Origin of the sequence: Zhihengliuella salsuginis (genome assembly GCF_014651715.1) — a bacterium.
Lineage (GTDB): Bacteria > Actinomycetota > Actinomycetes > Actinomycetales > Micrococcaceae > Zhihengliuella > Zhihengliuella salsuginis.
Genome location: NZ_BMXK01000011.1, coordinates 129,468 through 147,157 on the forward strand (window position 1 = coordinate 129,468; position 17,690 = coordinate 147,157).

The window sequence follows — 17,690 nt, forward strand, 5'->3', positions numbered from 1 at the left end:
TCTAACTAAATCTGCATTCGCGCAGTTATGGGTATCTGACTGGTGTATATGCCCGGTCAGATATCCAGGAAGCGCACATCCTTCGCGTTCTGCTGGATGAAATTCCGCCGCGATTCCACGTCTTCGCCCATGAGGACGGAGAAGATCTGGTCCGCGGCGGCGGCGTCCTCCATGGTGACCTGCTGCAGCGTGCGACGCGAGGGGTCCATGGTGGTGTCCCACAGCTCGGAGTAGTCCATCTCGCCGAGGCCCTTGTAGCGCTGGATGCCGTTGTCCTTCGGCAGGCGGCGGTTGGCCGCCTGACCCTCGCGGACCTTCCGGTCGCGCTCGGCGTCGGAGAAGACGTAGTCGTGCGGCGCGTTGGACCACTTGATCCGGTAGAGCGGCGGCATCGCGAGGAACACGTAGCCGTGCTCGATCAGCGGGCGCATGTAGCGGAACAGGAGCGTCAGCATCAGGGTCGTGATGTGCTGGCCGTCGACGTCGGCGTCGGCCATGAGCACGATCTTGTGGTACCGCAGCTTCGCCATGTCGAACTCTTCGCCGATGCCCGTGCCGAAGGCGGTGATCATCGCCTGGACCTCCGCATTGCCGAGGGCCTTGTCGAGACGGGCGCGTTCGACGTTGAGGATCTTGCCGCGCAGGGGGAGGATCGCCTGGGTGCGCGGGTCCCGGCCGCGCTTGGCGGAGCCGCCGGCGGAGTCGCCCTCGACGAGGTAGACCTCGCATTCCGCGGGGTTCTTGGACGAGCAGTCGGAGAGCTTGCCCGGCATGCCGAACGTCTCGAGCGGCGACTTGCGGCGGGCGTTGTCGCGCGCCTTGCGGGCGGCGAGCCGCGCCTGAGAGGCCATGAGCGCCTTGCGCACGATGTCGCGCGCGATGTTCGGGTTGCGTTCGAGCCAGTCGCCGAGCTCGTCGTTGACGACACCCTGCACGAAGCCCTTGGCGCTCGAGTTGCCCAGCTTGGTCTTGGTCTGCCCCTCGAACTGGGGCTCGCCGAGCTTGACGGAGATGACGGCGGTCAGGCCCTCGCGGATGTCGTCGCCCGTGAGGTTGTCGTCCTTCTCTTTGAGCAGGCCCTTGTCGCGGGCGTAGCGGTTGAGCAATGACGTCATGGCCGCGCGGAAGCCCTCTTCGTGGGTGCCGCCCTCGTGCGTGTTGATCGTGTTGGCGTACGTGTGGACGGATTCGGAATACGCCGACGTCCACTGCATCGCGATCTCGACGGAGATCTTGCGCTCGTCGTCCTCGGATTCGAAAGCGATGACGTCCGGGTGCACCAGCTCGACCTTCTTCGAGGCGTTGAGGTGCTTGACGTAGTCGAGCAGCCCGTTCTCGTAGAGGTAGTCGACGACGCGGTGCTTCGGCTCGTTGTCCACCGGCGCCTCGACACCACCGGCGGGATCCGCAGTGACGCCCTCGTTGTCGGGGTCCGTGACGTCGTCGGCGGAGTCGTCCAGGCGGCGCTCGTCGGTCAGCGTGATGCGCAGCCCCTTGTTCAGGAAGGCCATCTGCTGGAATCGCGCGCGAAGGGTCTCGAAGTCGAAGTCGATGGCGTCGAAGATCGAGGCGTCCGGGTAGAACGTCTGGGTCGTGCCCGTCTCGTCCGTCTCCTCGCCGCGGGTCAGCTCGTTCTGCGGGACGCCGCCGTTCGCGAACTGCATCCGCCAGACGCTCCCCTGACGGCGCACCTCGGTGTCCACGCGGCTCGACAGGGCGTTCACGACAGAGATGCCCACCCCGTGCAGACCGCCGGACACGGCGTAGCCGCCGCCGCCGAACTTGCCGCCGGCGTGCAGGATGGTCATGACGACCTCGACCGTGGGCTTGCCCTCGGTGGGGTGCATGTCGACCGGGATGCCGCGCCCGTTGTCCTGGACGCGGAGGCCCCCGTCCACCTGCAGGGTGACCTTGATGTGGTCGCAGTACCCGGCCAGCGCCTCATCGACCGAGTTGTCGACGACCTCGTACACGAGGTGGTGCAGGCCGCGGGCACCGGTGGATCCGATGTACATGCCGGGGCGCTTGCGCACGGCCTCGAGGCCCTCGAGCACGGTGATGTCGCTGGCCCCGTACTCGTTCGTCACCTTGTTCGGCGCACCCGACGAGGTCTGCGTCGTGTCGTTGGGTTCCGCCTCGGCGGTCCCCCCGACCAGCGATTCGTCGGCTGATCCTCGGGGTTCGGTGTTCTCAGTATCCACAGGCGCTGCAGACTCCTCAGTACTTAGGGAAGCGGTCTGCCTCGATTCTAGCGCGTCCACGGCCCGAACTTGGTCTGATTGGACCCCGATATGCCGCTAAAAGCCAAAAAACTGGCCCAGAACCGCCATGGACCTCGTTTGTGAGGGTCTCCATAGCTGCGGCCTTCAACTCGTTGTAGGCCGCCTCACCCATTTATGCCCCATCAGGCATACGACGGCGGCGGGTTTTCTACCCGTAGGTGTCCCGGGGTCCTCGCCCCTCGACGGTGCGCATCCCCCTCCTCCACGACGGCGCCTGCGGCCCCAGGACCTGGATGGTCGTGACGACGCCGTGGCCCAGCTTCTCGTCGAACGTCTTGAGCAGGTTGTGGCTCAGCAGCCGCAGCTGGGTCGCCCAGCTGCTGGAGTCGCACCGGACGACCACGGTGGTCGCTTCGAAGCTCTCCGGACGGCAGTGCGCCGAGATCTGGGGGCCGACGAGCGCGTCCCATTCGGAGAGGACGGAACCGACCGCGACGGGAGACGTCCACCCCCGATTGCGTACGAGTCGATCCATGACCGCGCCGACGCCGAGGGGGTCGCGGCCGTTGTCGTACATGGCCGACTCTGTCCGCTTCGCCCGTCGGGCCTTCGCCGAGGCCTGCCGGTCGGCGATCGCGGCGGCGCGCTTGGCGTCGATGCGGGCTTCCCCGCGGCTCTCGGCGATGAGCCGCATCCGGTTCAGCATCGCGTGGGCGGCGTCGAACTGAGGTTCAGGCGTCGTGCTGGCTCGCAGCTGGGAACCGGCCGAGTCGCGATCGCGGTTCATGCTCCCGGCTCCTCCGGAGCGGGTTCGATCCGGCCCGGGACGACCCGCAGGACATGGCCCTTGAGGCTGTCCGGGACATCGGCGCCGACAGCCGCCGTGACGAGGACCTGTTCGGCGTCGGCGACGACCTTGGCGAGCCGCGCCCTCCGATCGGAATCGAGCTCGGCGAAGACGTCGTCGAGGATGAGGATCGGCCCGGCTCCGGGGCGGGGATCGTCGTCGAGCATCGCCTGATAGGACGCCAGCCGCATCGACAGGGCGAGCGACCAGGTCTCGCCGTGGGACGCGTACCCTTTCGCCGGCACACCGCCGAGGGTGAGCTGGAGCTCGTCGCGGTGCGGACCCACCAGGGTCATGCCGCGCTCGACCTCCTGCTGCCGCTTCGCGGCCAGTGCCGCCAGGATCCTCTCCTGGAGCTGGCTGGCGGTCGCCTCGAGCAGCGTATCCGGGGGGCCGTCGAGGGGGATGTCCGCGTCGCCGTCGTCGTCGATATCGGAGACGACCGTCGACCGGTAGTGCGCAGCGGCGATCTTGGAACCGTCGGTCAGCGATGCATAGGCCGCGGCCAACGGCCCGCCGATCTGGGAGAGCACATCGAACCTGCCCCGCAGCACACGGGCTCCCGCCTGGGCCAGGTGCTGGTCCCAGACGTCGAGGGTCGCCTCGTGGTTGGACGTGAGCTTCCCGGCCGCCCGCGCCGATTTCAGCAGGGCGTTGCGCTGGCGCAGCACCCGTTCGTAGTCGCTCCGCGTCGCGGCCTGGTGCGGCTGCAGGACCACCAGGAGGTCGTCGAGGAACCGGCGTCGGGACGAGGGATCGCCTTTGACCAGGGACAGATCCTCCGGTGCGAAGAGGACCGTCCGGACGATTCCCAGGATCTCCCGGGACCGCACCGGATTGGCGCGGTTGATCCGCACCCGGTTCGTCTTCCCGCGGGTGATCTCGAGTTCTACAGACGTGGTCTGCGTCGTCCGGACCACCTGGGCCCTGACGAGGGCCCGCTCCGTGCCGAAGCGCAGCAGTGCCGCATCGGACGTCACACGATGAGAAGACAGCGTCGCCAGATAGCCGATGGCCTCGGCGACGTTGGTCTTGCCCACGCCGTTGGCCCCGACGAGCACCGTGGTCCCCGGAGAAAGTTCCAAGTCAGCCTGGGCATAACTTCGGAAGTCCGTCAGGGAGAGGTGCGAAATGTACACGCTGCTGTCGAAGTGTCGGGCTAGTTGTTCGGCAGGCGTACCGGCATGACGAGGTACCGGTAGGCGTCGGAATCGCTGCCCTCGAGGGAGTCCTGAGCCGTCAGCATGGCCGGCTTCGGTGCGGAAGTGAACGAGAAGCGCACGAATTCGCTGTTGAAGGCGTTCAGGCCCTCGCTCAGGTAGGCCGGGTTGAAGGCGACGGTGATCTCTTCGCCGTCGAGGTGGGCCTCGATCGTTTCCTCGGCCTTCGCATCCTCACCGGTGCCGGCATCAAGGCTGAGCTGGCCATCGGTGAAGGCCAGACGGACGGGGGTGTTGCGTTCAGCGACAACGGCCACGCGCCGGACGACCTCGACCAGCGACTGGGTCGCAACGGTGGCATGGATCGGAGTGTTGTCCGGGAACAGCGAGCGGATCTTGGGGTAGTCGCCGTCGACCAGGAGCGACGTGGTACGGCGGCTTCCGGTCTGGAACCCGATCAGGTCGCTGTTCTCGCCGAGCGCGATGTTCAGCTCGCCCGCTCCGGCGAGAGTCTTTGCGACCTCGCTCAAGGTTTTCGCCTTGACCAGTGCGGACGTCGAGAGTCCCGGCGTGTGCGGGCGCCAGGAGACTTCGCGCATCGCAAGCCGGTAGCGGTCGGTGGCCAGGAAGGTGATCAGGTCGTCTTCGATCTCCATCTTGACGCCGGTCAGGACGGGGAGCGTGTCGTCCTTCGAGGCCGCGACGATCACCTGGGTGATGGCCTGAGCAAAGGACTCGCCGTCGACGACACCCGCAACTTCGGGGAGTGCCGGAAGATCCGGGTACTCCGCAACCGGCATGGTTGCGAGGTTGAACCGGCTCCGGCCACAGGCGACGAGGACTTTGGAACCTTCGGTCTCGAGGGTGACCTGCGCCTGGGGAAGGCTGCGGGTGATCTCGGCGAGGAGTTTGCCCGAGACGAGGATCGTCCCCTCTTCGGAAATGTCAGCAGGGATCTCGATCCGTGCCGAGATCTCGTAGTCGAAGCCGGCCAACGTGACGCTTCCGCCCTCGGCGGTCATCAGGATTCCTGCGAGGACCGGTGACGGCGGCCGCTGCGACAGGGATCGGGCAGTCCAGGAGACAGCTTCCGCCAGCACGTCCCTTTCAACACTGAACTTCACGTAGCGATCCGCCTTTCACAGCAAGGTAGTGACAAGTATCCGGTGCAAGCTTAGCCCGAAGAGTCGGGAGATCGATATCGCTTGAGGATGGTCGCCGATGCCTCGGCTCAGCTCGTATCGGTCGACGGTGCACGGGATGGAGTCTTGTTATCTGGAAGCTTGTTTTTAAGGTTCGTAGTGTTAACAACCCTTGTGGAAACTGTGGATAACCCCTGTGGCTCGTGTCGCCGCACCAATTCTGCTTGTTCACAAGCTGTGGGCGCTTTCCGGTCTGCGCAGGGACTGGCAGTGGATAAAAATCCGCGTCGTTTGAGGGATCCACAGGACCCCCGGACTTATGGGCAGGTTTGGGGCTTCGTCCACTTAACAATCCACAGAGTTGTCCACAGGTGTGATTTTCGCAGCGTCGCCTGCGGCGCGCGGAGGAACCCTCCCGGCAACGCGGCGAGTCCTGGCACTAGCCCTTGCGCTGCTGCTGCTTGATGCGGTTCGTCAGTTCCGTCACCTGGTTGAACACCGACCGACGCTCGGCCATCAGATCGCGGATCTTGCGGTCCGCGTGGATGACGGTCGTGTGGTCGCGCCCGCCGAGTTCGGCGCCGATCTTCGGCAGCGACAGGTCGGTGAGCTCGCGCAGCAGGTACATGGCGATCTGGCGGGCGGTCACCAGCGTGCGGGTCCTCGACTTGCTGTTGAGCTCTTCGATCGTCAGCCCGAAGTACTCGGCCGTCTGCGCGATGATCGCCGACGACGTGATCTCCCGCGCGTCCTCATCCGTGATGAGGTCCTTGAGGACGGCCTCGGCCAGAGCCATGTCGACAGCCTGGTTGTTCAGCGAGGCGAACGCCGTCACGCGGATCAGGGCGCCCTCGAGTTCGCGGATGTTGGTCGAGATCTTGGAGGCGATGTACTCCATCACGTCGTCCGGAGCACGCAGCCCCTCTGCTTCCGCCTTCTTGCGGAGAATCGCGATACGCGTCTCCAGCTCAGGTGGCTGGATGTCGGTAATGAGGCCCCATTCGAAGCGGGAGCGCATGCGGTCCTCGAACCCGGCCAGCTGCTTGGGCGGCAGGTCGGACGTGATGACCACCTGCTTGTTGTCGTTGTAGAGCGCGTTGAAGGTGTGGAAGAACTCCTCCTGCGTCGCATCCTTGTTGGCCAGGAACTGGATGTCGTCGATCAGCAGGATGTCGACGTTGCGGTACGTCTGCTTGAAGCTCGTGCCCTCGTCGTCGCGGATGGAGTTGATGAAGTCGTTCGTGAACTCCTCGGAATTCACGTAGCGGACGCGGATCCCGTTGAACAGGTGGCGCGCGTAGTGTCCGATGGCGTGGAGGAGGTGCGTCTTGCCCAATCCCGAATCGCCGTAGATGAACAGCGGGTTGTACGCCTTGGCAGGACCCTCGGCGACTGCCGCGGCCGCCGCATGGGCGAAGCGGTTCGAGGCGCCGATGACGAACGTGTCGAAGATGTACTTGGGGTTCAGACGCCCGATCTCCTGGGAGTTCGACGGCGGGGTGGGCACCGGGATCGGCTTGTTCCGGGGGCCGTGCTCGTTGTCCGATCGGGCGCGTGCCACGCTCTGCAGGACTTCGTGCTGGTCGGCGGCGTTCGAGATCGACGGGGCCGAGTAAGTCCGTTCTTCCGGCGCAGACGGCTGCGGTGCCAGCTGTTCCTCGGGGGAGGTTTCCGGTTCCAGGGTTGTGTCGACGCTGAACGCCACGCGTACGTCGTCCTGGAAGACCTGCCGCAGGGCGGCGTCCAGCGAGGCCATCAGCTGTGTCTGCAGAACGTTGCGGGTGAGGTCGTTGGGCACGGCGACCAGGAGCGTCGTCCCGATCAGCCCCTGAGGCTGGGCCAGTTCCACGAACGCCCGTTGACGGGGCCGGACCTCGGTGTTGTCCTTCATCAGGTCGACCACCCGACGCCACTGGGAACCGAGGTTGTTGTTTGCGTCCGTGGTCACGGTGCGTGTTTTCCCTTCGCGTGGATGCCGTCGTGCAGGCCGCCGTCCTTCGACGGACCGCGCCATGTTCCGACGGGCCCGAGCTGGGACGCCGGGAGATCAACTGTAGCCGACTATCCACAGATTTATTCACAGGCCGTGGATAACTTCGGGTCTGGCGAAGGGTGGGTCCGAGGTTGTCCCCAGGAGGGGTTGCATCGTTGTCATTCCGGGGATGGATCGGTTCCCTGGCGACGCCTCCGCGTCGTCCGTGACACGCCCGGTCGTCCACAGCTGTGGATAGCGAGTTCACACGTTGTGGACTTCCGCGCGAATCTGCCTCTGACATCGTCCAACGGCGAGCTCCGAGGCCGTTCGGAAGGACTGTGCCGGACGCCACTGGTCTTCCCATTTGACTGATTGTGCGGTAATCCCCTACCGTTGTTTAGTCCTGTGTGTCCGCTTTTGATGGATCCTGAGACCGTGATTACCGTGCAGATCTGCTGTTCAGATCGGCGCCCGCCCCCGTCTGGGGCAGGTTGGAATCCCCGGCGAGGAGTTCGAGAGCGGCACTTGAATATCGAGCGTCAGCCTGTTCTTCCCCCTGTAGCAACGGGTTAAGGCGCATCAAATGATCGTCTTGGAGTTACTACTGTGAGCAAGCGGACTTTTCAGCCGAATAACCGCCGTCGTGCCAAGAAGCACGGCTTCCGTCTTCGTATGCGCACCCGCGCCGGCCGCGCCATCATGGCTGCCCGCCGCACCAAGGGCCGCAGCGAACTTTCTGCCTAAATAGCAGCAGTCCTCGTCGTGAGCACCCAGTTGTTCCCTGCCAGCAGATAGGCATCAACGCCATGTTGCCGAAGGTGCACCGGGTGCGTTCCGCGAAGGACTACTCGAACACTGTACGTTCCGGCGCCCGCACTGGGCGCCGGAACGTCGTGCTATATGCACGCTTTCGGGATTCGGTTCCGAGCCGCTTCGGCTTCATCGTGTCCAAGGCCGTTGGGAACGCGGTGCGCCGCAATCTCGTTAAACGGAGACTACGCGCGGTCAGCGCGTCTCTCCTCGAGGAGTTTCCCAACGGGTACGACGTCGTCATGCGGGCTCTGCCCGTCGCGGCCTCGGCCTCCTGGGACGAGCTGAATGCGGAAGTACACTCCCTGATGCGATCGGCCACCCGGGCCGCGCATCAAAAGCATCGCCGGCGCGATCCGGCAGAGATGGACGGCGACGGTGACTGAGGCACGAACCCAGCGCGACGCCGTCGTACCCTTCATCGTGGACATCCCGCGGAACCTGATCATCGGGTTCCTGCTGGGCTACCGCAAACTGATCTCACCCATCTATGGTGACGTCTGCAAGTACTTCCCGAGTTGTTCGGCGTACGCCCTCGAGGCTGTGACCGTGCACGGTGCGGTCAAGGGCGTCTACCTGGCCACGAAGCGCGTCTTCCGATGCAATCCGTTCAGTCACGGAGGGATCGACCAGGTCCCCGACGGGCGGCGGATTTGGCCGGAGGGGAAGCTGCCCAAGATCATGGTGATGAATCATCCGCCGATTCCCGCGGACGAGGACGAGGACGCCGCGAACGCGGCACGAGGAGCATAGCGAGTAATGGGATTCTTTGACACGATCTTGTGGCCGTTCCAGTTTGTCGTCACGTGGATCTTGCGCATATGCCACGAGATCCTGACCGCGATCGGCCTGAACGAGACCTCCGGTTGGAACTGGACGCTGTCCATCGTCCTGCTGGTGCTGCTCATTCGCGCCGCGCTCATCCCGGTCTTCGTCAAGCAGATCAAGGCGCAGCGGGCCATGCAGGCACTGCAGCCCGACCTGCGCAAGCTCCAGGCCAAGTACAAGGGCAAGAAGGACCAGCTGTCGCAGCAGGCCATGCTGGCCGAGCAGCGCGAGCTCTTCAAGCGCCACAAGACGAACCCGCTCTCGTCGTGCCTGCCGCTGCTGATCCAGATGCCGTTCTTCTTCGCGCTGTTCCACTCGCTGAACAACGCCCGCGGCGCCTCGGAGAACGAAGAGGGCATCGGCCAGCTGACGGTCACCCAGACCCACCACTTCGCCGATTCGTCGATCTTCGGTGCCGGACTCTCCGATACCTTCCTCGGCACCTTCAATTCGGGATCGCCCCAGATCAGCGTCATCCTGATCTCGGTCGTCATGATCCTCGCGATGGTTGCTTCGCAGTTCATCACGCAGAAGCAGATCATGACCAAGAACATGACCAAGGAGGCCCTCGAGGGTCCCTTCATGCAGCAGCAGAAGATGATGCTCTACATCCTGCCGCTCGTCTTCGGCATCGGCGGCATCAACTTCCCGATCGGTGTGCTGATCTACTGGACGGCCACCAACCTCTGGACTCTGGGCCAGCAGTACTGGATCATCCGCAACAACCCCACGCCGGGGTCCCAAGCCGAGCGCGAACTGAACGAACGCCGTGCCGCCAAGGGGCTGCCGCCGATCCACGAAAAGAAGAAGAAGGCTGAGGAGGAGACTCCCGAGGAGCCGGAGCTACCCAAGGTGCAGCGCTCGCAGCCGCAGCGCAAGAACCGCAGGAAGAAGTAGCCATGACCGACACCCAGGACGCAGCCGAAGTCACCGAGGTCGAGGAGAGCGCCCCTGCGCGCCCCGAAGAAGAAGGCGACATCGCCGCCGACTACCTCGAGGAGCTGCTGGATATCGCGGACATCGACGGGGACATCGACATCGAGGTCCGCAGCGGTCGCACCTACATCTCCATCGTGCAGGAAGAGGGGGACGAGTCCGCGCTGCGTGAACTGATCGGGCACGACGGAGACGGACTGGACGCCCTGCAGGAGTTGACGCGCCTGGCGGTCCTGACGCAGACCGGCAACCGTTCGCGGCTGATCCTGGACATCCTCGACTATCGGAAGGGCCGCTCTGCGCAGCTCAAGAAGATCGCGGAGGATGCGGCCGAGCGTGCCCGGGACTCGGGGGAGAACATCCCTCTGGAGGCCATGAGCGCGTACGAGCGCAAGCAGGTGCACGACTTCATCGCCGAGCTCGGCCTGCACAGCGAATCCGATGGTGAAGGCTCCCGTCGCCACGTTGTGGTTTCGGCGGCATAACTCGCCGCACTCTGGTCGGGCTGCCCTGCAGGGCAGCCCGATTTTTGAATTCAACCTCCGGGCCGAAGCCCGTCGAGTGTCCGGAAGGGGCAGAAGTGGAAGAGCACGCGTTGACGGAAACGGACCGGGGGGCCGCGCTGGAGGTCTTTGGCGACCGGCTTGGGCTGGCGGAACGCTACGTGGGGCACCTCGCCACATCCGGCATTGAGAGAGGGCTCCTGGGCCCCCGCGAGGTCCCCCGACTCTGGAGTCGGCACGTTCTCAATTGCGCCGTCGCTGCAGATCTGATTCCGGAAGGTTCCACCGTTGCAGACGTGGGCAGCGGAGCAGGGCTACCCGGACTGACCTTCGCTATCGCCCGCCCGGATCTGGACATCACCTTGATCGAGCCCCTCGAACGACGCTGCATCTGGCTGGGTGAAGTCATCGAGGACCTCGACCTCGACAACGTTCGCGTTCTCCGCGGTCGGTCCGAGCAGTTCTTCGACGACGTCGACGTCGACGTCGTCACAGCTCGGGCGGTGTCCGCGCTGAGCAAACTGGCGAACATCACGTTGCCGTTGCTGCACGGCACCGGACAGCTGCTCGCGCTCAAAGGTCGCAGTGCCGCCGAGGAAATCGAGAAGGCGCAGAAGGCGCTGCGCAAGAACGGCGCCACGGCTACCGAGATCCTGACGGCGGGCGCGGATACACTGGAGGAACCGACAACGGTGGTCCGCATCCGCGTTGGCTCCGCTTGAAACGATAGTCTGTACCAGTGATGATTTTCTGCAGCTCGACCCAGGGGAGTTCGCCGCGGTGAGCCGTACGGGTCGGCGAATGCCTTCGCTCGCTTCGCTCTTCGCATCGGGTAAGCCTGATCCGAAGCGTGAGGTAGAAGTAGAACCAGAGCAGAGACTTGCGACTGAACGAGTGGACGTTCAGACACAACCGATACAGGTTGCGAAGTTGTCATCGAACACTGTTTCACGTGAAACGCATTCGGAAGCCGGCGATTCAGGGGCGATCGTTCCGGTTCACCAACAACTAGAGGCACGGGTTCGGAACATTATGGACACCATGGACGACAGCACCCCGTTGGCTAGCCAGCTGGTCAACGAGAACATGCGCCGTGAGCGGCTCAAAGGGCGGGGCCTGCCGAAGCCGGACAATACGCGCTACTTCACCATCAGCAATCAGAAGGGCGGCGTCGGCAAGACGACCACGACGGTCAATGTCGCGGCCGCCCTCGCTCAGGCCGGCCTGAATGTCCTCGTTGTCGACATTGATCCGCAAGGCAATGCCTCGACCGCGCTGGGGATCGAGCACCATTCCGAGATCGACAGCATCTACGATGTCCTGATCAACGATCTTCCCCTGCAGGACGTGGTGGCACCGTGCCCCGATCTCGAACACCTGGTTGTCGCACCGGCGACAATTGATCTTGCGGGCGCCGAGATCGAGCTTGTTTCGCTGGTCGCGAGGGAGCAGCGGCTGCGGCGCGCTCTGGATCAGTATTCCAAGTACCGCGACGACCAGGGCATGGAACGCCTCGATTACGTGTTCATCGATTGCCCACCAAGCCTCGGCCTCCTCACAGTCAACGCATTCGTCGCAGCCCGGGAAGTCCTCATTCCCATCCAGTGCGAGTACTATGCGCTTGAGGGTCTCAGCCAGCTTCTGAAGAACATCGAGATGATCCAGAAGCACCTGAATGCTGATCTGGTTGTCTCAACGATCCTATTGACAATGTACGACGGCCGTACCAATCTCGCAGCACAGGTTGCCCAGGAAGTGCGCGACCACTTCCCCCACGAGGTCCTGGAAGCAGTGATTCCGCGTAGCGTCCGCATTTCTGAGGCGCCGAGCTATCAGCAGTCGGTCATCACTTATGACCGCAGTTCTACTGGAGCACTGTCCTACATGGAGGCGTCAACGGAAATTGCCGACAGGGGCGTTGCCGAAAAGTAGACGGGTAGTCCGTCCGTCACGCAGCGGATCTACCGATCATTGCCCAAGGGGGCCCGAAGCCATCAGCTTCGGGCCCCCTTCTCGTTCGAACCGGGCTTGTTCAGACAGCAACGGCCGACAAGCGTTTCACGTGAAACATGACCGGAGCCTTATCGGGCAGCCAACCTGGATCGCGTCGGGCGAACCTAGGCACTCTTGTGTCGCACTGTGCGTATCGACCGTTTCATCGCAGCGTCAGATAGTGGAAGAGCTGTCGGTACGCCTTCAGGGGCCTGTTTCACGTGAAACAACGTGGATTCAGGTCCACATTCGACGCCGGGTTGGGCTACGTGTGGCTCGGATCTGGCAGCCATCGGCGAGGGAGTGTCAGACTGGCCCTATCTCGAAGTGCCAGGCTGTGCGGCCCCTTCTTCTTCTATGCACTCGAATCCTTCGCCGGCCTCTCGGATTGAACCGTCTGTTCCCGAGGTTCTTGTGGAAGTACTTGTGTGTTTCACGTGAAACGGGACCGCGGAGCCTGCATCCCACTTGTGTGGTGCGAAATCTCCATCCGTCGTGATTGCATGTCTCTCACACAACGTCGGGCTCCCTGGGCAGGTGTGCGTCACCGGTCAGGGCTAGCCGCAGGTTCAGTGCTACTGCTGAAGCGAGACATCCACAGGCGCGTTCCATTGACGGTGGCGTTCCGACTGTATTCGCAGAGACGAGGGTGAGATTTCTGATCGTCCGTTTCACGTGAAACGGAGCGAGTGCTGATGGCTAAAACTGAGTTCTCGCGCTTGAAAACGTGCGCGGAAGGAGTCCGTGGTCTTTCGATGGCCAATTATGGTGCAGTTTCCTGGTTCTCAATAAAAGCATTCCACGACTCCTCGGCGTCGTCCCTCGGGTGGCCTCCCTGCCAGAGGGACAGAATGGAAAGATCCAACCCGCGACTCGGAGGCTGGATCATCCGTCGGCTCATCTTCTCCAGGAAGCACGATCAGCAATCGGCGCTTCTGCTAGTGGGCCCAATGCGTGATGGGTCGCGGATAGTGCGTTCCGGGTGCCGACGGGTTCCGTGTTCGATGATCGGCGGATGCCAGTGGGTTGGACTGGTGCGGGCGCACACTGCGGGAGAGAGATCAAGGGGCGGTGATCTCCCGATTGCTTCACGTGAAACGAACCTGCGGTAGCGGGTAACTTGCAGCACAGTGCCTCCGGCAAATGTGCATGGCCGATACCGCTCAGGGGGCGACCGTGCGTGGGAACACCTGCCGGTCTTCGCCAGCGTACTCTGCTGAAGTAGCTGCCAGGAATTATGAGCAGTCTGAAACTGTAAAGCGGATCATCCGATTGTATTCTGCTGATCCGGGAGTTCGTGCGTTCAGCTGGACCACGTCAGGTAATGGGTCGGTAATCCAAGGCAGGTCCTGATGTCCCTTCAAGCAGCAGGCTTGCGCGGGGCAGGGAATGGCGTCGTTTCACGTGAAACACGTGAAGTTCCGTAGGTGCACCTGATCGCCAATCTAGAAGTCAAAGAAGCGAGACAGACGGGATGGGCAGCCGCTGGCGTCGACTCGGTGATCACGTCGACTCGTGATCGTCGGCGTTTCACGTGAAACACGTCAGCTCGAGACCCGTGTGGAGGGTACGCGAGTCGCCAGCGCGGGGCAGGGCGGAATGCAGGGGGGGCGCCCCTCGGTTCTCTGAGACCCTCTGGCGCGCCTGTGCCGCGTTGGCCGATCGGGATTCAAGCGGTCACGTGAGGAGTCAAAGATGCAAGAAATCAGCGAACGGTGGCTGGGAACGAACGAGTTCTCCCTCAACTGCGATCCGGCGACATGTTGGAATCGAGTGACAATTGATCTTGCGAACTGCCCTTGTGCCCGATTCCTTCGGTGGTTTCACGTGAAACAGCGAACTCGACACCTTGGGCGATTGGCGGTGCCTGACCGTCAATGTCAGGTTGGCCGAGTAGGATTGCAGTCAGTTTGATGAGGCGCTGTGGGTCGAGGCGCCGGAAACGCCGAGAGGGAAAACATGGCAGAGAAGCGTCGTGGCTTGGGCCGCGGTTTGGGTGCACTAATCTCCAGCTCGCCAGCTGCGGGACCTGATGAGGAAGAGTCGGCGCCGGACGTATTGAGCGGCACCGCCAACGAACAGAAGGCTACGACGACGGACACCAAGCCCAAAAGGCCGGCTGCGGGTGGTTCGAAGACATCCACCAACAGAGGATCCGCTGCGTCCGCTTCGGATACACCAGCGACCGCACAACGGGCCCCTGAGGCGTCCGCGGGCGGGCGGCAGGGGACTGACTCGCCAAAGACCTCCGGAGCTCCTCAGAAGGCGCCTGACAGGCCCGGGGGGAGTGCTACTGGGAACAGCAGGAAGCCGGCCTCAAAGGGCACAGGTTCAACAACACCGCGAACTAAGGCCCGCCCCGTCGACATGTTCTTCACGCCCGGCAGAAGCGCAGACGACGACGGCACCGCACAGTCAAAGGTGGCCGCTGAGCCCAAGGCTCAGGTCCGAAACGCAAAGCGTCCGCAGATGCCGGACGTTATCGGCCAGGCGCGCACGCGGTCCGCCACGTCGGCCCCCGATGTTTCGGATGCCGACCCGACCGGTGATGGATCCCCGACCCCGGACGCGGATACATCGGCTCCGTCTCTTGTGCCCGTGCCCGGGGCCACGTTTGCCGAACTCTCGGTCAAGGAGATCCACCCCAACCGGAAACAGCCGCGCCAGGTCTTCGACCAGGAGGACATGGACGAGCTGGTCCACTCCATCAAGGAGATCGGCCTGCTGCAGCCGATCGTCGTCCGACCGTCCACGGAGGTCGGCGAGGGGACCTACGAATTGGTCATGGGTGAGCGGCGCTGGCGCGCCACCCAGCAGGCTGGTCTCGAGACGATACCTGCGATCGTCCGCAAAACCACGGACGAGGACCTGCTCCGGGACGCCCTCCTCGAGAACCTCCACCGTTCAGAGCTGAATCCGTTGGAGGAAGCCGCGGCCTACCAGCAGTTGCTGGATGAGTTCGGATGCACCCAGGAGGAGCTCTCCGCACGCATCGGTCGGTCGCGTCCGCAGATCTCCAACACCATCCGACTGATGAAGCTTCCGGCCCTCGTCCAACGTCGGGTGGCGGCTGGTGTGCTCAGCCAAGGTCATGCTCGTGCGCTCCTGGCGCTCAGCGATCCCGCGGAAATCGAACGGTTGGCGCAGCGCATCGTTGCAGAGGGCCTCTCCGTACGAGCCACGGAGGAGGCAGTGGCGATGAACGAGGGGGTCGAGAAGAAGCGTCGGGAGACGAAGCCGCGCAGTACAGCACGCCATGAGCGCCTGGACTATCTGGCCAACTCCCTCTCGGACCGCCTCGACACCAGTGTGAAGATCTCCCTTGGTGCCAAGAAGGGGCGTGTCGCGATCGAGTTCGCAAGCGTAGACGACCTCAACCGAATCATGGGCCTGATCTCCCCGGACGGTGACAAGTAGTCCCCGATACCCCACGACGCAGGGAGGCCGTTCGGTCTGTTTCACGTGAAACAGACCGAACGGCCTCCCTGTTTAAGGAGGATGCGGCGAGGCCGCGATGGCGACGGCAGGGGAGGGGCGGGTGCTCTATGCACAGGCAAGCTGTGGGTAAGCGGACAAACTGTGGAAACTCATGAAGGCTTGTTGAATGATTTCGAGAGTTATCAACCGTTCGACGGTGGATAACTCCAAGAATTGTGGACAACGTCTTCTGCGCGCAGAGCAGAGCAGCCGCGGGGTCTCGTCAGGTACTTCTTGTCGGACCCTGGACAGCAGCGGGCACAGAAAAGCGGGACAGGGAATGATTCTCCCTGCCCCGCTCTACCCAGTGGGCTGCGCCTGCGCCTAGAGGTACTCGGCGAACTCCTGCTCGATGACCTGCTTGGGCTTGGCTCCGATGGAGCTGGCCACGTGCTCGCCGCCCTGGAAGACGTAGACCGCGGGAATGGAAGTGATGCCGTACTTGGCGGCGATCGCCGGGTTCTCGTCGACGTTGACCTTCACGACGTCGATCTTCTCGGCGTGCTCATCGGCGATCTGGTCGAGGATCGGGGACAGCATGCGGCAGGGGCCGCACCATTCCGCCCAGAAATCGACGATGACCGGCTTGCCGTTGTCCAGCACGTCCGCCTGGAACGATGCGTCTGTGACGTCCTTTGCGTTGCTCATGACTAGTCCTTTCGGGTACGAAAACTCTACTTGTTGAATCTCTAGACAGAGGCTGTCTCGGCGGTCGCGGCGCCTGACTCCTCCGTGGCACCGAGCGAACCGAGGTAGTGCTCGACGTCGACCGCCGCGACACAACCGGAACCGGCGGCCGTGATGGCCTGACGGTAGGTCGGATCGATGACGTCTCCGGCTGCGAAGACGCCCTTCAGGCTCGTCTTCGAGGTGCGCCCGTCGACGGCGATGTTGCCCTCCGCCGTCAGCTCCAGCTGTTCCCGGACGAGGTCGACGCGGGGGTCCGAGCCGATGGCCACGAACAGGCCTGTCACGGGCAGGGAGGAGACCGAATCGTCGATCAGGTTGCGCACCTTCACGCCCGAGAGTTTGCCGTCGCCCTCGTACCCGTCGACGGCGCTGTTCCACAGGAACTCGATCTTCGGGTCGGCCAGAGCGCGGTCCGCCATGGTCTTCGAAGCGCGCAGCCCCTCGCGGCGGTGGATCACTGTGACTTTGGAGGCGAACTTCGTCAGGAAGAGGGCTTCCTCCATCGCGGAATCGCCTCCGCCGACAACGGCGATCTCCTGATCGCGGAAGAAGAAGCCGTCGCAGGTGGCGCACCACGAGACACCGTGTCCGGACAGTTCCTTCTCGCCCGGCAGGCCCAGCTCGCGGTATGCGGAGCCGGTGGAGACGATGATGGAGCGCGCCCTGTAGGTGGTCCCGCTGGCGAGGGTGACGGTCTTGACGTCGCCGCTCAGGTCCGTCGACGCGACGTCCTCGTACATGATCTCAGCGCCGAAGCGGTCGGCCTGGGCGCGCATGTGCTCCATGAGGTCGGGGCCCATGACACCCTCCGGGAACCCCGGGAAGTTCTCGACATCGGTGGTGTTCATCAGATCGCCACCGGCGGTGACGGAACCGGCGATGACCAACGGATTCAGGTTGGCACGCGCGGTGTAGATCGCCGCGGTGTAGCCCGCTGGGCCGGACCCGACGATGATGACGTTGCGGATCGATTCAGCTGCTTCAGTGGCCACTCGACGTGAACCTCTCTTTGTGGTCGGCGCTTGCGCGCCAGATGGTCTGGTGTGCTCTGCCTAGGTCAACCATGCGGTTCCCAGTGCTATTCCCCGGCTGGGACCCGCCGGGAGTG

15 protein-coding genes are annotated in these 17,690 nt (G+C 63.6%); 8 read left to right on the forward strand and 7 right to left on the reverse strand.

Going from position 1 to position 17,690, the window contains the following annotated elements; genetic code table 11:
- Nucleotides 1–56 precede the first annotated feature (56 nt).
- The 5 genes from gyrB to dnaA form a co-directional block, all read right to left on the reverse strand.
- Nucleotides 57–2,087 (reverse strand): DNA topoisomerase (ATP-hydrolyzing) subunit B, encoded by a 2,031-nt coding sequence (gene gyrB / locus IE069_RS13060; RefSeq protein ID WP_189351038.1) that lies wholly within the window; start codon nucleotides 2,085–2,087, stop codon nucleotides 57–59.
- A 343-nt stretch (nucleotides 2,088–2,430) separates the two neighbouring features.
- Nucleotides 2,431–3,009, reverse strand: coding sequence for a DciA family protein (locus IE069_RS13065; RefSeq protein WP_189350995.1), 579 nt, complete (start codon nucleotides 3,007–3,009; stop codon nucleotides 2,431–2,433).
- Nucleotides 3,006–4,208 carry a DNA replication/repair protein RecF gene (recF, locus tag IE069_RS13070; protein ID WP_189350996.1) on the reverse strand — a complete coding sequence of 401 codons (1,203 nt, stop codon included), beginning with the start codon at nucleotides 4,206–4,208 and terminating at the stop codon, nucleotides 3,006–3,008. The genes IE069_RS13065 and recF overlap by 4 nt, the downstream gene beginning before the upstream one ends.
- Before the next feature lie 20 nt (nucleotides 4,209–4,228).
- The gene (gene dnaN, locus IE069_RS13075) at nucleotides 4,229–5,353 is read right to left on the reverse strand and encodes a DNA polymerase III subunit beta (protein WP_189350997.1); all 1,125 of its coding nucleotides are present in this window, start codon (nucleotides 5,351–5,353) and stop codon (nucleotides 4,229–4,231) included.
- Between the two features lie 457 nt (nucleotides 5,354–5,810).
- Nucleotides 5,811–7,319: a chromosomal replication initiator protein DnaA gene (gene dnaA, locus IE069_RS13080; RefSeq protein ID WP_189350998.1), complete on the reverse strand. Its 1,509-nt coding sequence runs from the start codon at nucleotides 7,317–7,319 to the stop codon at nucleotides 5,811–5,813.
- A 633-nt stretch (nucleotides 7,320–7,952) separates the two neighbouring features.
- Between dnaA and rpmH the strand changes: the two genes are divergently transcribed.
- The 8 genes from rpmH to IE069_RS13120 all read left to right on the forward strand — a co-directional run bounded on the left by rpmH (nucleotide 7,953) and on the right by IE069_RS13120 (nucleotide 15,832).
- Nucleotides 7,953–8,090: a 50S ribosomal protein L34 gene (gene rpmH / locus IE069_RS13085; protein WP_189350999.1), complete on the forward strand. Its 138-nt coding sequence runs from the start codon at nucleotides 7,953–7,955 to the stop codon at nucleotides 8,088–8,090.
- Nucleotides 8,091–8,152: 62 nt separating this feature from the next.
- The gene (rnpA, locus tag IE069_RS13090) at nucleotides 8,153–8,542 is read left to right on the forward strand and encodes a ribonuclease P protein component (protein ID WP_189351000.1); all 390 of its coding nucleotides are present in this window, start codon (nucleotides 8,153–8,155) and stop codon (nucleotides 8,540–8,542) included.
- Nucleotides 8,535–8,909, forward strand: a complete 375-nt coding sequence (yidD, locus tag IE069_RS13095) for a membrane protein insertion efficiency factor YidD (RefSeq protein WP_189351001.1) — start codon at nucleotides 8,535–8,537, stop codon at nucleotides 8,907–8,909. Before rnpA ends, yidD begins: the two co-directional genes overlap by 8 nt.
- A 6-nt stretch (nucleotides 8,910–8,915) precedes the next feature.
- A complete protein-coding gene (gene yidC, locus IE069_RS13100; RefSeq protein WP_189351002.1) occupies nucleotides 8,916–9,881 on the forward strand; it encodes a membrane protein insertase YidC in 966 nt (321 codons plus the stop codon).
- Nucleotides 9,882–9,883: 2 nt separating this feature from the next.
- Nucleotides 9,884–10,405 carry a Jag family protein gene (locus IE069_RS13105; protein WP_189351003.1) on the forward strand — a complete coding sequence of 174 codons (522 nt, stop codon included), beginning with the start codon at nucleotides 9,884–9,886 and terminating at the stop codon, nucleotides 10,403–10,405.
- Nucleotides 10,406–10,500: 95 nt separating this feature from the next.
- The gene (gene rsmG, locus IE069_RS13110) at nucleotides 10,501–11,145 is read left to right on the forward strand and encodes a 16S rRNA (guanine(527)-N(7))-methyltransferase RsmG (RefSeq protein WP_229791150.1); all 645 of its coding nucleotides are present in this window, start codon (nucleotides 10,501–10,503) and stop codon (nucleotides 11,143–11,145) included.
- 79 nt (nucleotides 11,146–11,224) lie between these two features.
- On the forward strand, nucleotides 11,225–12,355 hold the full coding sequence (locus tag IE069_RS13115; RefSeq protein WP_373287821.1) for a ParA family protein: 1,131 nt from the start codon (nucleotides 11,225–11,227) through the stop codon (nucleotides 12,353–12,355).
- Between the two features lie 2,427 nt (nucleotides 12,356–14,782).
- Nucleotides 14,783–15,832 (forward strand): ParB/RepB/Spo0J family partition protein, encoded by a 1,050-nt coding sequence (locus IE069_RS13120; RefSeq protein ID WP_373287822.1) that lies wholly within the window; start codon nucleotides 14,783–14,785, stop codon nucleotides 15,830–15,832.
- A 384-nt stretch (nucleotides 15,833–16,216) separates the two neighbouring features.
- Here the strand turns inward: IE069_RS13120 and trxA are convergent, their stop codons facing one another.
- Both trxA and trxB read right to left on the reverse strand, forming a co-directional pair.
- Nucleotides 16,217–16,540 carry a thioredoxin gene (gene trxA, locus IE069_RS13125; RefSeq protein ID WP_189351006.1) on the reverse strand — a complete coding sequence of 108 codons (324 nt, stop codon included), beginning with the start codon at nucleotides 16,538–16,540 and terminating at the stop codon, nucleotides 16,217–16,219.
- 41 nt (nucleotides 16,541–16,581) lie between these two features.
- Nucleotides 16,582–17,574, reverse strand: coding sequence for a thioredoxin-disulfide reductase (gene trxB, locus IE069_RS13130; protein ID WP_189351007.1), 993 nt, complete (start codon nucleotides 17,572–17,574; stop codon nucleotides 16,582–16,584).
- Between the last annotated feature and the right edge of the window lie 116 nt (nucleotides 17,575–17,690).